The sequence below is a fragment of the Streptococcus mitis genome (assembly GCF_905187495.1).
GTDB lineage: Bacteria > Bacillota > Bacilli > Lactobacillales > Streptococcaceae > Streptococcus > Streptococcus mitis_CU.
Genome location: NZ_CAJJIB010000010.1, coordinates 1 through 13,624 on the forward strand (window position 1 = coordinate 1; position 13,624 = coordinate 13,624).

The 13,624-nt window shown below is 40.7% G+C and carries 13 protein-coding genes and 1 riboswitch; of the genes, 10 read left to right on the forward strand and 3 right to left on the reverse strand.

What is annotated here, in order from left to right:
* Window positions 1–110 precede the first annotated feature (110 nt).
* The 6 genes from JQ843_RS02545 (at window position 111) to JQ843_RS02570 (ending at window position 7,546) form a co-directional block, all read left to right on the forward strand.
* Window positions 111–1,457 carry an N-acetylmuramoyl-L-alanine amidase family protein gene (locus JQ843_RS02545; RefSeq protein WP_203212814.1) on the forward strand — a complete coding sequence of 449 codons (1,347 nt, stop codon included), beginning with the start codon at window positions 111–113 and terminating at the stop codon, window positions 1,455–1,457.
* A gap of 54 nt (window positions 1,458–1,511) precedes the next feature.
* Entirely contained in the window at window positions 1,512–2,528 is a 1,017-nt protein-coding gene (locus tag JQ843_RS02550) for a PspC-like choline-binding domain-containing protein (RefSeq protein WP_203212815.1), read from the forward strand.
* A gap of 149 nt (window positions 2,529–2,677) precedes the next feature.
* Window positions 2,678–4,234, forward strand: a complete 1,557-nt coding sequence (locus tag JQ843_RS02555) for a DUF6287 domain-containing protein (protein WP_203212816.1) — start codon at window positions 2,678–2,680, stop codon at window positions 4,232–4,234.
* A 122-nt stretch (window positions 4,235–4,356) separates the two neighbouring features.
* Window positions 4,357–4,445: riboswitch (glycine riboswitch) on the forward strand.
* A gap of 90 nt (window positions 4,446–4,535) precedes the next feature.
* A complete protein-coding gene (locus JQ843_RS02560) occupies window positions 4,536–5,858 on the forward strand; it encodes an alanine/glycine:cation symporter family protein (protein ID WP_203212817.1) in 1,323 nt (440 codons plus the stop codon).
* Window positions 5,859–5,989: 131 nt separating this feature from the next.
* Window positions 5,990–6,538 (forward strand): carboxymuconolactone decarboxylase family protein, encoded by a 549-nt coding sequence (locus JQ843_RS02565; protein WP_203212867.1) that lies wholly within the window; start codon window positions 5,990–5,992, stop codon window positions 6,536–6,538.
* 108 nt (window positions 6,539–6,646) lie between these two features.
* Window positions 6,647–7,546 (forward strand): TDT family transporter, encoded by a 900-nt coding sequence (locus JQ843_RS02570; RefSeq protein ID WP_203212818.1) that lies wholly within the window; start codon window positions 6,647–6,649, stop codon window positions 7,544–7,546.
* 23 nt (window positions 7,547–7,569) lie between these two features.
* Here JQ843_RS02570 and serS read toward each other — a convergent pair whose 3' ends face one another.
* The 3 genes from serS to JQ843_RS02585 form a co-directional block, all read right to left on the reverse strand.
* Window positions 7,570–8,844, reverse strand: coding sequence for a serine--tRNA ligase (gene serS, locus JQ843_RS02575; RefSeq protein ID WP_203212819.1), 1,275 nt, complete (start codon window positions 8,842–8,844; stop codon window positions 7,570–7,572).
* Window positions 8,845–9,057: 213 nt separating this feature from the next.
* Window positions 9,058–9,429 (reverse strand): DUF956 family protein, encoded by a 372-nt coding sequence (locus tag JQ843_RS02580; RefSeq protein ID WP_000079349.1) that lies wholly within the window; start codon window positions 9,427–9,429, stop codon window positions 9,058–9,060.
* 2 nt (window positions 9,430–9,431) lie between these two features.
* Window positions 9,432–10,796, reverse strand: a complete 1,365-nt coding sequence (locus tag JQ843_RS02585; protein ID WP_024057194.1) for an aspartate kinase — start codon at window positions 10,794–10,796, stop codon at window positions 9,432–9,434.
* Between the two features lie 209 nt (window positions 10,797–11,005).
* Here JQ843_RS02585 and JQ843_RS02590 point away from each other — a divergent pair, with 209 nt between their 5' ends.
* The 4 genes from JQ843_RS02590 (at window position 11,006) to JQ843_RS02605 (ending at window position 13,576) form a co-directional block, all read left to right on the forward strand.
* Window positions 11,006–11,791, forward strand: coding sequence for an enoyl-CoA hydratase (locus JQ843_RS02590; RefSeq protein WP_203212820.1), 786 nt, complete (start codon window positions 11,006–11,008; stop codon window positions 11,789–11,791).
* A gap of 93 nt (window positions 11,792–11,884) precedes the next feature.
* A complete protein-coding gene (gene fabT, locus JQ843_RS02595) occupies window positions 11,885–12,319 on the forward strand; it encodes a fatty acid biosynthesis transcriptional regulator FabT (RefSeq protein WP_000386352.1) in 435 nt (144 codons plus the stop codon).
* Window positions 12,319–13,293 carry a beta-ketoacyl-ACP synthase III gene (locus JQ843_RS02600; protein WP_203212821.1) on the forward strand — a complete coding sequence of 325 codons (975 nt, stop codon included), beginning with the start codon at window positions 12,319–12,321 and terminating at the stop codon, window positions 13,291–13,293. The genes fabT and JQ843_RS02600 overlap by 1 nt, the downstream gene beginning before the upstream one ends.
* Before the next feature lie 58 nt (window positions 13,294–13,351).
* Window positions 13,352–13,576: an acyl carrier protein gene (locus tag JQ843_RS02605; protein WP_000257838.1), complete on the forward strand. Its 225-nt coding sequence runs from the start codon at window positions 13,352–13,354 to the stop codon at window positions 13,574–13,576.
* The last annotated feature ends 48 nt before the right edge of the window (window positions 13,577–13,624 follow it).

Here is a 13,624-nt window from a genome sequence, read left to right on the forward strand (position 1 = left end):
GGGGGGGGTAATTGTTCAATAAAGGTAAATATAAATACGCTTTTTGTAAATAAGGTAAATAGCATGCTATACTGTAACCGTAAACAATAAAAATTTAAAGGAGATTTTTGATGAAAAAATACATTTTACTCGCTTCTGCTGTTTTAGCGGTGGGTCTTGCTACTACAACAAGTGATACAAATCCTTTCTTTGTATCAACAGTTAGAGCGGATGAACAAACGCTGACTACAGCTGCAAAATACTATATTCTTGTTCCGAAGGATTCAGAAGTCTTTAAAAATTGGAAGGGAACTGTCAATCGTCCTATTATTTCTGCTACAAAAACTACTCCAGAATTATCTTATTTCGAAGAATCTGATCGCAACTATATAGCTAATGAGAATAAATCTGGTGCAAATTACATAGAGTGGAAGGGGACTGTAGAAGAGTTTAAAGATGCTGTTAAGAAGCTGACTGGTAAAACAACAGCTGCCTCAATTCCAAAGACTTCTAACCAATCAACAACAAGTCAAAAAGATGGCTGGTCGGGTTCGTCCTACTACCAAAATGGTACTAAAGTTACCAGTAAGTGGATTTTCGATAAGAACTATAATTCCTACTTCTACCTAGATGCTTCAGGTAATTATGTTCAAAATGCATGGGAAGGTGATTACTATCTTAAGTCAGGTGGCTACATGGCTAAGAAGGAGTGGATCTATGATAAGAACTATGGAGCTTATTATTACTTAACCTCAGATGGCTACTATGCCCGCAATACTTGGGTGGGCAACTATTATCTCAAGTCAAATGGTAAGATGGCTAAAGGTGAATGGATCTATGATAACAACTACAAATCCTATTACTATTTGACATCAGAAGGTAGTTATGCTCGCAACACTTGGTCAGGTAACTATTATTTGAAGTCAAATGGTAAGATGGCTAAGGGTGAGTGGATTTATGACAATAACTACAGTTCTTACTATTACTTAACATCAGAAGGTAGCTATGCTCGTAATACTTGGGTAGGCGACTATTATCTCAAGTCAAACGGTAAGATGGCAGTGAATGAACGTACCCCAGATGGTTATCAAGTTGATGGCTCAGGCAAGTGGAATCGCTCTCAGGGAACGACTTCTACAGCTAGCAGTTCACAAGCAACATCATTAGGCATAAGCCTTTACCATGTCAATGATGCTATGACTTATATCGATATCGCTCTACCTAGTACTCCATCTTCATCTTATAAAGTAGACTATGATTTTGCCTTAGTTGATGCAAATACAGGTTCAGTTTCTACACAAACTCAGTTTACTGTGACCTATAATCCAAGTCTACGTGCCTTTCAAACTCGTCACTTCTTTAGTGCCACTCCAGATGGAAGTTATCGCTTTGTTATCAAAGGAAAAGGACAAGATGGCAAGATATACGATGGACAATCTGTTGTCTTTCGTGTAAAGAATCATCGTTTTGTCGGATAGATAAATGTTGCGCTTTAAACAAATAAAGATTAAAAAATAAAGGAAATGAATAACATGAACAAAAAGAAATTATTAGTATGTGCTTTGGCACTTTCAACAGTCGGAGTATTGTCAAATATTGACACAGCAGGAGTTCTCCCTTTTTCAGTGAAAACAGTGCATGCGGAAATTACTCGTATCGAGAATCATGAGGTAAAATCTAAGATTACACCAGGTTCAGAAAATAAAAGTATCTATGTAGATATGACTGTTGAAAATGTACCTGTAAAATATTCTGTATATATATATGCAGATATTGTAAATGCAAAGACAGGTCAAATCCCTAGAAAAGATACTTTCAATCAAGGATTTGATAAATCATCTGTTCCGATTACAAAGCAAGATTGGACTAATTTTGCAAATGTTCCAGATGGTGAATATTACTTACAATTTCATGGAGAAAGTAAAGAAGGAGATACCTTGCATAAGTTTAGTGGTAAATCAGTAATATTTACCGTTAAAGATGGAAAATATGTCAATCCTCTAGACTCTTCGACTCCTAAAGAAACGGAAAAACCAACAGCTACTGAAACTCCAAAACAATCTACTAACTCTAACTCAGGTCAGACTGGCTGGTCAGGTTCTTCTTACTACAAAGCTGGTGTGAAAGTGATCAATCAATGGGTGTTTGATGTTCAGTACAATTCATACTTCTACCTAAATGCTTCAGGTAACTTTGTTCAAAATGCTTGGTCAGGCAACTACTACCTCAAATCAGGTGGCTACATGGCTAAGAGCGAGTGGATTTACGATAAAAACTATAGTTCATACTATTATCTAACATCAGAAGGTAGCTATGCGCGTAACACTTGGGTAGGTAGCTATTACCTCAAATCAAATGGTAAAATGGCTAAGAGCGAATGGGTCTATGATAGCAGCTATAGCTCTTACTATTACCTAACATCAGAAGGCAGCTATGCTCGTAATCAATGGGTAGGTGACTACTATCTCAAGTCAAATGGTAAGATGGCAGTCAACGAACGTACCCCAGATGGCTACAAAGTAGATGCATCAGGTAAGTGGGTACGCTAGAATTATAGTTTGTGAGAAATGGCCTATGATAAATAAATAGAAATGAAAAATAATTTGCGAATAGGCAACATTTTGAATACAATAAAAATAGCGAAAGGAATTGGCACAGGCTGATTCCTTTCTCTTAGATAAGGGAGCAATATAGTAATATGAAAAAGTTATTATTAGCCACAACACTTTCACTGACACTAGTTCTAGGAGGGTGTCAGCATCTACCTTGGAACAAAACTATTGAACCAGCATCCGAGGAAGTAGCAACTCCAGAGATAGATTACAGCAAATATAACAAGGTTTTAGATGACTACGAAAAAGTAGCGAAAGGCACCTTGCCGACCGGTATGGAGGTCAATCCTCTGGCTAGTCAAGTGAAGTCTTCTCAAGGTTTTTACACAGATGTGGTTTACCACAAGACAGATTTGAATAACGACGGAGTGGATGAACTCTTGCTTGCTCTTGAAATGAAGAGTGGTGAAAAGAGTTTACTCGATATCCGTACTCTGAAAGATGGAAAGGTAATCCGTCTGACCAATCAAGAAAATCGTTTAGACCAGATTGGTGAGAGAATGACAGTCGGTATTTTGCCAGATAATTCTCTACTTTATCGTGGGGCTGGTACAGCAACGAGTCACATTTATGCCCACTATCAATTTAGTGAAGATGGACAGTCTTTGGTAAAAGCTAAGGAAGCACAAGAACTAGCAGATTTGGGGGTCGGTTCGCCCATTTCTCTAGAGACTTTAAGTTGGAAGTCTGTTTCTGATAAACTTCCTGGAGGGGCAAGTGCAGACAAGGGTACGGCAGAAACTAAACCAACCGTTGATTACAGTCCATATAACAGTATTTTGAAGGATTATGAATTTATTTTAGACCATAAGTCAGAGGTTAAGGATAACATCAATCCAACTGCTAATATCTATGCAGGGATGGCAGAACGCAGTCAAGCCTTTACCTATGCAATGGTTGATATGGACAAAAATGGCATTGATGAATTGATTGTCTCTTCGAAAAATGGTAGTGAGATTTTAGATATTTTTACACTCAAAGATCAGAAAGTCATTCGCCTCACCAATGCTGAAAATAAAATGCAGATGCTTGGAACACGCTTTAAGGCCTATCTCCTAGAAGATGGGAAGCTTTATACCCAGTGGAACCCGTTCGCAGGAGATCCACAAACCATTCATACCATTTGGAAGTTGAATAGTAGTGGGGAGAAGCTAGAGAAGGTTAAAGAAGCTAAGACAGAGGATGAAGTCAGTCCAGGTGCTCGAATGAATCTATCTAGCCTGACTTGGAAATCTGTAACAGAAAAATTTGTTGCAACAGCATCTTCAACTAGCAAAACAGCTTCAGGGAAAATGGATATAAACGCCATCAAAAATGGAGATTTTTCTAGTATTGAGGGAAGATGGAGTACAGGAAATGGGGGACAGGATCTAGTTTTTAGTAAAAATGGCTTAATAGAACCAGCAGAATTTTATGTGGATATCAATGATGCTGTTTTTAAAGATGGATATATAATTACAAGTTATAAAGCTCCAACTATTAGGGCGCAACTCGATATGATTCCTGCTGGAGTGGTTATTCCGACAGTTACTGAGCCAAATTTTGTAGAAGATGCATCTGATACTAGTAGAGACCGAATGATTATTCACCAAGCACCTCACGCACATGGGAATGCTCAATCCTTCTTCTACAAAGTCAAATAAGAATTTTTTAAAACACATTGACAAAAGCCAACATTTTTTGTAAAATAAGAATCAATTAAATACCAACACCGAATGAAGTTTAATAGAAGTGGGGAATCGTTTGATTTTCCATGACTGTAAATGGACGGAACTCTGGAGAGACCGTAAAGGCACCGAAGGGGCAAGGCAGGCAACTGCTCAAACTCTCAGGTAAAAGGACAGAGCTAGGATAGACCGCTTTTTAGCATTTATCTAAGCATTCCAGAGTACATGTATCTTACATGTGCTCTTTCTTTTGGGGTTGAAAATATAGGAGAAGGAAATGTTAGAATTGCTTAAATCAATCGATGCTTTTGCTTGGGGCCCCCCCCTCTTGATTCTCTTGGTCGGAACAGGGATTTACCTAACTGCCCGTCTAGGTCTCTTGCAGGTTTTGCGGTTGCCCAAGGCCTTTCAGCTTATTTTTACCAAGGATAAGGGGCATGGCGATGTATCCAGTTTTGCGGCACTATGTACAGCCCTAGCAGCGACAGTTGGTACGGGAAATATTATCGGGGTGGCGACGGCTATCAAGGTCGGTGGCCCAGGAGCCCTCTTTTGGATGTGGATGGCGGCTTTCTTTGGGATGGCTACCAAGTATGCGGAAGGCCTACTAGCTATCAAATACCGTACCAAGGACGACCATGGTGCAGTGGCGGGAGGTCCCATGCACTATATTCTTCTAGGGATGGGAGAAAAGTGGCGTCCCCTTGCCATCTTCTTTGCCCTGGCAGGTGTGTTAGTAGCTTTATTGGGAATCGGGACCTTCACTCAAGTTAACTCGATTACAGAATCTATCCAAAATACAACAACAATTTCGCCAGCCATCACTGCTCTTGTATTGTCAGTATTTGTAGCGATTGCAGTCTTTGGTGGCCTCAAGTCCATTTCTAAGGTTTCAACTACAGTTGTTCCTTTTATGGCCATCATCTATATTTTGGGAACTCTTACAGTTATTTTCTTTAATATTGGGAAAATCCCTGCCACAATCGCTTTAATCTTGACATCAGCATTTAGTCCTGTTGCTGTGGTAGGTGGATTTGCAGGTGCTAGCATTCGAATGGCTATTCAAAATGGTGTAGCGCGTGGTGTGTTCTCAAACGAATCTGGTCTGGGTTCGGCTCCCATTGCAGCGGCTGCGGCTAAGACAAATGAACCAGTAGAGCAAGGTTTGATTTCCATGACAGGAACCTTTATTGACACCCTTATTATCTGTACCTTGACTGGTTTAACCATCTTGGTGACTGGTGTTTGGAGTGGTGATTTGAATGGAGTTGCCTTGACTCAGTCAGCCTTCTCAACAGTCTTTTCACACTTTGGACCTGCTCTCTTGACCATCTTCCTTGTGCTTTTTGCCTTTACAACGATTCTAGGTTGGAACTATTATGGAGAACGCTGTTTCGAGTTTCTCTTTGGGGTTCGTTTTATCTGGCTCTACCGTGTGGTTTTTGTACTCATGGTCTTGCTGGGAGGATTCATCGAGTTGGATATGGTTTGGATTATCGCAGATATTGTCAATGCTTTGATGGCTCTACCAAACTTGATTGCCCTCTTAGTTTTATCTCCAGTTGTTATTGCTGAGACTAAAAAGTATTTTAAAAAATAATGAAATCACACAGCTCGTGTGATTTTTTGCTTTCATAAAAAATTTCTATCAGTGCAATTTAAAATATATATTATGCAAGGTATAGAATCTGTGATAGACTAGACTTCAACAACATGAAAAGAGGTTTTATGATGATAACATTTACCATCCATACAGTAGAATCAGCACCAGCAGAAGTGAAAGAAGTTCTTGAAACAGTAGAAAAAGATAACAATGGCTATATTCCCAACCTAATCGGTCTCTTGGCTAATGCACCTACCGCCTTAGAAGCCTACAGAACTGTCGGAGCCATCAACCGTCGCAATAGCCTGACACCAGTTGAGCGTGAAGTGGTGCAAATCACGGCAGCTGTAACTAATGGTTGTGCTTTCTGCGTGGCAGGTCACACAGCCTTTTCCATCAAACAAATCCAGATGAATGATGACCTTCTGCAAGCCCTTCGCAATCGTACTCCAATTGAAACAGATCCTAAATTGGACACCCTAGCTAAGTTTACCTTGGCAGTTATCAATACCAAGGGTCGTGTAGGAGATGAAGCCTTGGCTGAGTTTCTAGAAGCTGGATACACCCAACAAAATGCTTTGGATGTGGTTCTTGGTGTCAGCCTAGCAAGCCTCTGTAACTATGCCAACAACCTAGCTAATACCCCAATTAATCCAGAATTGCAACCTTATGCCTAATTCATATCTGAGTAAAATGAAGTCTGAAATCAACGGACTTCGTTTTTTATCTCCTCATTTAAGCGCTTTTATGCTATACTGAAACTAACATGATTATTGGAGGTTAGGATGAAAAAACTCCCTTTGGTATTTTCTGGTTGTTTGCTAGGTTTGGCAGGAGCTGGAAATCTTATTTTAGATACGTTGCCGGTTCTGTCCTATCTATTGAGTCTGACAGGTTTGGTTTTGTGGCTCTTTTTTCTGCTTCTTCATCTCTTTAATTGGAAAGAAACAAAGCAAGAATTGACCAAGCCTCCTCTTTTGTCAGGAATGGCGACCTTTCCCATGGCTGGGATGATTTTATCGACTTATGTCTTTCGAGTCTTCCCTCATTTCCCTTTGGTAGCGCAAGGACTTTGGTGGTTTTCATTTCTCTTGGATTTGTTCTTGATTGCTGGTTTCACCATTAAATTTGCCTATCCGGGTCAGAGGGTTCATGCGACTCCTAGCTGGACGGTTCTCTATGTAGGGATAGCAGTAGCAGCCTTGACCTATCCTCTTGTAGGTATCATCGAAATTGCCTATGCGACCTTGAGTTTTGGATTTCTCTTGACCTTCTATCTCTACCCGCTTATTTATAGCGATTTAAAGAAACATCCGCTCCCACTAGCCTTGCTTGGGCAAGAAGGAATCTACTGTGCTCCCTTCTCTCTACTCTTGGCGTCCCTGGTTCGAGTTGGAGGAGCTAGCCTACCGACTTGGCTCTTGATTGTCATGATTTTGGCTTCCCAATCCTTCTTTTTCTTTGTTTTAACTCGTCTGCCCAATATTTTAAAACAAGGTTTTCAACCAGCCTTCTCAGCACTCACCTTCCCAACCATTATCACAGCTACTTCGCTTAAGATGGCTCAGGGAATCTTGAAACTTCCATTTTTGGATTATTTGGTACTGGTTGAAACTATTATATGCCTCACTATTTTATTATTTGTATTAGGTGCTTATCTAATTTGGTTACGAAAAAAGGTCTAGCTAGAAATAGCTAGGCCTTATTTTTATGGTTTGATAACTTCAGCGCCACCCATGTATGGACGAAGAACTTCTGGGATGGTCACAGAACCATCTGCATTTTGGTAGTTTTCAAGAATAGCAGCCACTGTACGTCCAACTGCAAGTCCAGAACCGTTCAAGGTATGGAGCAATTTTACCTTGCCATCTGCTTCATCACGGTAACGGATTTGGGCACGACGGGCTTGGAAATCTTCTGTGTTTGAACAGCTTGAGATTTCACGGTAGGTATTTTGTGCTGGAATCCAAACTTCCAAGTCGTAAGTCTTGGCAGCTGAGAAGCCCATATCTCCAGTAGAGAGAGCAACGACACGGTATGGAAGGTTAAGTTTTTGAAGGATATTTTCAGCGTTGGCTGTCATTTTTTCCAATTCTTCGTAAGATTCTTCTGGCTTGGCAAATTTGACCATTTCAACCTTGTGGAATTGGTGCAAACGAATCAAGCCACGAGTATCACGGCCAGCTGAACCAGCCTCAGAACGAAATGAAGGACTCATAGCAGTGAAGTAGATTGGCAGGTCTTTACCGTCCAGGATTTCATCACGGTAGTAGTTTGTTAGAGGAACTTCAGCTGTAGGAATGAGGACGTAATTGCTGTCGCTCAATTCAAAAGTGTCTTCCTTGAATTTTGGATATTGACCAGTACCAAACATAGAATCGTGGTTAACCATGTAAGGTGTGATGACTTCTGTATAGCCTTCTTTTCCATGTTCATCCAACATAAAGTTGTAGATAGCACGTTCCAAACGAGCACCGAGACCTTTATAGAAGAGGAAACGAGCGCCTGTTACCTTACCACCGCGTTCCCAGTCAAGGATACCAAGATCTTCACCAAGATCCCAGTGAGCTTTTGGTTCGAAGTCAAACTCGCGTGGAGTGCCCCAACGACGAACTTCCACATTGTCATCTTCGTCAGCCCCAACAGGAACGCTATCAGCTGGAATATTTGGAAGAGTAGTGGTAAATTCTGTCAATTTAGCATCGATTTCTGCCAATCCAGCATCCAAGGCTTTGACTTCAGCAGATAGAGTTTGCATAGCAGCAATCTTGTCATCTGCATTTTCCTTATTGCGCTTAGCTTGGGCAATCTCAGCAGAAACTGTGTTACGTTCTGCTTTGAGAGTTTCAACCTTGACCAAGATGTCACGACGTTTAGCATCGATTTCTTTCATCTCGTTTAAGACAGCAGCATCTACACCACGTGTAGCCAATTTTTCTGCGACAGCATCAAAGTCTGTACGAATACGTTTGATATCTAACATAAGAACTCCTTTATGAAAAAAGCACACCTGACAAAGCGTTGGAGTGGCAGGGCCACGGTTCCATCCAACTTCACAGGTGTGCACTTGATTGTGTATGCAATTGTTACTAACGGTAGAATTTCACCTATCCCTCCTATCTGCTCGCAGCACCCGCAGACTTTCTGAAAGAAGAAGATAACTTACTTATCCGTTGCTATGATTATACTAAAGTTTCTACTTTTTTGCAAATAGATTTTTAAATTTTTGACCAATGGTTTGAATCAGGGTTGGAAGCTTGACGACCTTGTCATTGCCCAGTTTTTCACGAGCAATTTTGAGAATGGCACCTGAGTCTTTTGAAGCAAAGAGGAATTTTCCTCTGTCTGTAAAGACTTCGAAGTGGCGACTGATTTTGCGACCAGTAACATTAGCTCCAATTTGGTTGATATGGCTCCAAGGAATCTGGATAAATTGTTCAACATTGACATCGGGGTAAAATTCCAAAGCCTGATCTCCGACAAGGAATTTCCCAACTTTCCCAGCTATAGAGAGGTAGGAGGTGCCTGTCGTATTGAGGAGCACTGTTTTGTTAAGTGATTGAGCCATGCTTAGTCTTCCTTACTTTCACCGAAAAAGGCATTGTAGAGGGCTTTAATAGCTGCTTTCTCTTGGTCCTTATGGACAACAAACATGATAGATACTTCACTAGAACCTTGAGACATCATCTGGATGTTGATCTTATTTTCAGATAGAGCACGTGTCGCAGTAGCAGTTACTCCGATATGGCTCTTCATCTTTTCTCCAACAATCATAATAATTGAAAGGTCGTGCTCGATTTCTGCATGGTCTACTTCAGCCTTTTGAACCAACTGACGAAGGATTTCTTCTTCCTTGATAGGAGTTAGTTCGCGAGAACGGAGGATGATTGAAAGATCGTCGATACCTGTTGGCATATGTTCCCAACCGATGTTAAGATCTTCAAGGATTTGAAGAACCTTGCGTCCAAATCCAACCTCACGGTTCATGAGGTATTTCGACATATTAATGCTGACAAAGCCAGAGTCACCAGCAATTCCCACTACTGGGAACTTGTCACTACTATGTTTTAGAACGATACGAGTACCTGGGTGGTCAGGGTTGTTGGTATTCTTGATAACGAGAGGAATTTTTCCACGGTAGGCAGGTAGAAGGGCTTCGTCATGAAGGACTGAGAAGCCTGCATAGGCCAACTCACGCATTTCACGGTAGGTCAACTCTGGGATAGAGTGTGGTTGGTGAATGATTCCTGGGTGAGCCGCAAAGATACCATCAACATCCGTAAAGTTTTCATAGAGGTCTGCCTTAACACCGGCAGCAATGATAGAACCTGTAATGTCTGATCCTCCACGTGAGAAGGTACAGATTTGATTTTCCTTGGTAACTCCAAAGAAACCAGGAATGACAAGAACTTCATTTGTATTTGTCAATTCTTCAATCTTGTCATAACTTGATGGAATGATGCGAGCGTGACCAGGTTCACTTGTGACCACAATACCAGCTTCTCTAGGGTGCACATAGCGTGCATCGATCCCGTTTTGATTAAAGTAGGCAGCAATCAATTTAGCATTGTTATTTTCACCAGCTGCTAGGAAAGTGTCGTAGAGAAATTCGTTTTCTTCGATAGGAAGAGTAGCTAAGGCACGAATGCTTTTAGAAATTTTTTCTAGCACAGCTGGTTTAAGACCTAGTTCACTAACCATAGCAGCATAGCGGTCGATAATCCAGTTTTGACTCTTACTAATATCGTTACCAGCAACATAGTCGCGGTAGTATTTAATCAAGGCATCCGTAACCTTAGTATCTTCAGCATTGCGTTTACCAGGCGCAGAAACGACTACAAAACGACGCTCTGAATCGCTTTTTACGATGTTTAAAACTTTTTCTAATTGACTAGCAGAGGCAAGAGAGCTACCTCCAAATTTAACAACCTTCATAAGAACTCCTAAAGTAAGTATTTTATACGATTATAGCAGAAAGAAAGCCTTTTTTCAATGAAGAAAATAAGATGCTTTCTAGGATAAAGCGATTCTTTATAATCGGCTGAGACACTTTCAGTTGATTTTTTCTTGCTTTCTGATTTTAAAAAAGATATACTTTGAAAATAGAATAATTTAAACTGCTTATAAAATAAAAAGGAGTCCTGATGGAACACATTATTTATCAGCTTGAAGAGGATTTGGCAATCCTTACCTTGAATCGTCCTGAGGTCGCAAATGGTTTTCATATTCCTATGTGTGAGGAGATTTTAGAAGCTCTGACTTTGGCAGAAGAGGATCCGGCTGTGCATTTTGTCTTAATCAACGCGAATGGCAAAGTCTTTTCAGTTGGGGGAGATTTGGTTGAGATGAAGCGAGCAGTCGATGAGGATGATATTCCATCATTGACAAAAATCGCAGAATTGGTCAATACTATTTCTTATAAAATCAAGCAAATTGCTAAACCTGTCTTGATGGAGGTTGATGGGGCTGTTGCAGGTGCCGCAGCGAATATGGCTGTTGCTGCAGATTTCTGTCTGGCAACGGATAAGGCTAAATTTATCCAAGCTTTTGTTGGAGTTGGTTTGGCTCCGGATGCAGGAGGAATTCATCTCTTGAGTCGAAGTATTGGTGTGACGCGTGCTGCTCAATTAGCTATGACAGGTGAGGCTTTGAACGCAGAAAAAGCTCTAGAGTGGGGGCTGGTTTACCGTGTCTGTGAAGCTGATAAACTTGAAAAGACGAGAGAACAGCTCATTAAAAAATTGAGACGCGGGTCAGCTAATTCCTATACAGCCATCAAGAAGTTGGTTTGGGAGAGCCAATTTAAAGACTGGCAGAGTTACGCTACTTTAGAACTGAACCTACAGGGGTCACTAGCGAAAACAGAGGATTTCAAAGAGGGAGTTCGGGCTCATTCGGAAAGAAGACGACCTAAATTTACAGGAAAATAAAAAAATACTTGCACCATTCTTTGAACTTTGATATAATTCTTTTGTCAAATGTTTTGATTCTAAAAGTTTTTTTGAAAAGGAGGGAAGGAAAGATTGGACTACCAACGAATTAATGAATACTTAACGTCTATATTTAACAATGTCCTCGTTATTGAGGAAGTTAGCTTGAGGGGTAGTCGTTTCAAGGATATCTCCATCAAAGAAATGCATACGATTGATGTAATTGGGAAATTCCCAGACGTGACACCAAGTCAAGTGTCGAAAGAGTTGATGGTGACTCTTGGGACAGTTACGACTAGTTTGAATAATCTCGAACGCAAGGGTTACATTGAACGCATTCGTTCAGAACATGATCGTCGTGTGGTGCATCTGCATTTGACAAAGAAAGGTCGCTTGGTTCATAGGCTACATAAACGCTTCCACAAGGCCATGGTTGAAAAAATCATTGATGGTATGAGTAAGCAAGAAATGGAGGTTATGAGTAAAGGCTTGACCAATCTTTATCAATTTTTGGAGGATTTGAGATAATGGCTTTTGCAAAAATAAGCCAGGTTGCTCATTATGTGCCAGAGCAAGTGGTTACAAATCATGATTTGGCTCAGATTATGGATACCAATGATGAGTGGATTTCAAGTCGGACGGGAATACGACAAAGGCATATTTCAAGAACAGAATCTACTAGTGATTTGGCTACAGAGGTTGCTAAGAAACTGATGGCAAAAGCTGAAATCACAGGAGAGGAGTTGGATTTTATCATCCTAGCTACCATTACTCCCGATTCGATGATGCCCTCTACAGCTGCTCGTGTTCAAGCTAATATTGGTGCTAATAAGGCCTTTGCTTTTGACCTAACAGCAGCTTGCAGTGGATTTGTATTTGCTCTTTCAACTGCTGAAAAGTTTATCGCTTCTGGTCGCTTTCAAAAAGGCTTGGTGATTGGTAGTGAAACCCTCTCTAAAGCAGTCGATTGGTCAGACCGATCAACAGCTGTTTTGTTTGGAGATGGTGCTGGTGGAGTCTTGCTAGAAGCTAGCGAGAAAGAGCATTTTTTGGCTGAGAGTCTCAATAGTGATGGGAGTCGTAGCGAGTGTCTAACTTATGGACATTCAGGGTTACATTCTCCATTTTCAGATCAAGAAAGTGCAGATTCATTTTTGAAGATGGATGGGCGCGCAGTCTTTGATTTTGCTATTCGGGACGTAGCCAAGTCTATCAAGCAGACCATTGATGAATCTCCTATAGAGGTGACAAACTTGGATTATCTGCTACTTCATCAGGCTAATGACCGTATTTTGGATAAGATGGCTAGAAAAATCGGTGTTAACCGAGATAAAATTCCAGCCAACATGATGGAATATGGCAACACCAGTGCAGCCAGTATCCCGATTTTACTTTCAGAGTGTGTAGAACAAGGCCTTATCCGTTTAGATGGTAGCCAGACTGTTCTTTTATCAGGCTTCGGTGGAGGCTTGACCTGGGGCACACTCATTCTTACAATTTAGGTAATCATGTGGTGAACACATTGTTATAAAAAACTATTTATTTTAAAGGAGTCCTATCATGGCAGTATTTGAAAAAGTACAAGAAATTATCGTTGAAGAACTTGGAAAAGACGCATCAGAAGTAACACTTGAATCAACTTTTGATGATTTGGACGCAGATTCATTGGACTTGTTCCAAGTAATCTCAGAAATCGAAGATGCTTTTGATATCCAAATCGAAGCAGAAGATGACTTGAAAACAGTTGGTGACTTGGTTGCCTATGTTGAAGAGCAAACAAAATAAACAGAATATAAATAGAAGGAGTAGGGAAACCCGCTCCCTCTTGTTTAG

Coding starts and splice junctions, on each gene's coding strand:
- JQ843_RS02565 (WP_203212867.1), top strand. CDS start 5,990: ATGATAACATTTACCATCCATACAGTAGAATCAGCACCAGCAGAAGTG.
- JQ843_RS02545 (WP_203212814.1), top strand. CDS start 111: ATGAAAAAATACATTTTACTCGCTTCTGCTGTTTTAGCGGTGGGTCTT.
- JQ843_RS02585 (WP_024057194.1), bottom strand. CDS start 10,796: ATGAAGGTTGTTAAATTTGGAGGTAGCTCTCTTGCCTCTGCTAGTCAA.
- JQ843_RS02570 (WP_203212818.1), top strand. CDS start 6,647: ATGAAAAAACTCCCTTTGGTATTTTCTGGTTGTTTGCTAGGTTTGGCA.
- JQ843_RS02600 (WP_203212821.1), top strand. CDS start 12,319: ATGGCTTTTGCAAAAATAAGCCAGGTTGCTCATTATGTGCCAGAGCAA.
- JQ843_RS02580 (WP_000079349.1), bottom strand. CDS start 9,429: ATGGCTCAATCACTTAACAAAACAGTGCTCCTCAATACGACAGGCACC.
- JQ843_RS02555 (WP_203212816.1), top strand. CDS start 2,678: ATGAAAAAGTTATTATTAGCCACAACACTTTCACTGACACTAGTTCTA.
- JQ843_RS02560 (WP_203212817.1), top strand. CDS start 4,536: ATGTTAGAATTGCTTAAATCAATCGATGCTTTTGCTTGGGGCCCCCCC.
- JQ843_RS02605 (WP_000257838.1), top strand. CDS start 13,352: ATGGCAGTATTTGAAAAAGTACAAGAAATTATCGTTGAAGAACTTGGA.
- JQ843_RS02550 (WP_203212815.1), top strand. CDS start 1,512: ATGAACAAAAAGAAATTATTAGTATGTGCTTTGGCACTTTCAACAGTC.
- JQ843_RS02590 (WP_203212820.1), top strand. CDS start 11,006: ATGGAACACATTATTTATCAGCTTGAAGAGGATTTGGCAATCCTTACC.
- serS (WP_203212819.1), bottom strand. CDS start 8,844: ATGTTAGATATCAAACGTATTCGTACAGACTTTGATGCTGTCGCAGAA.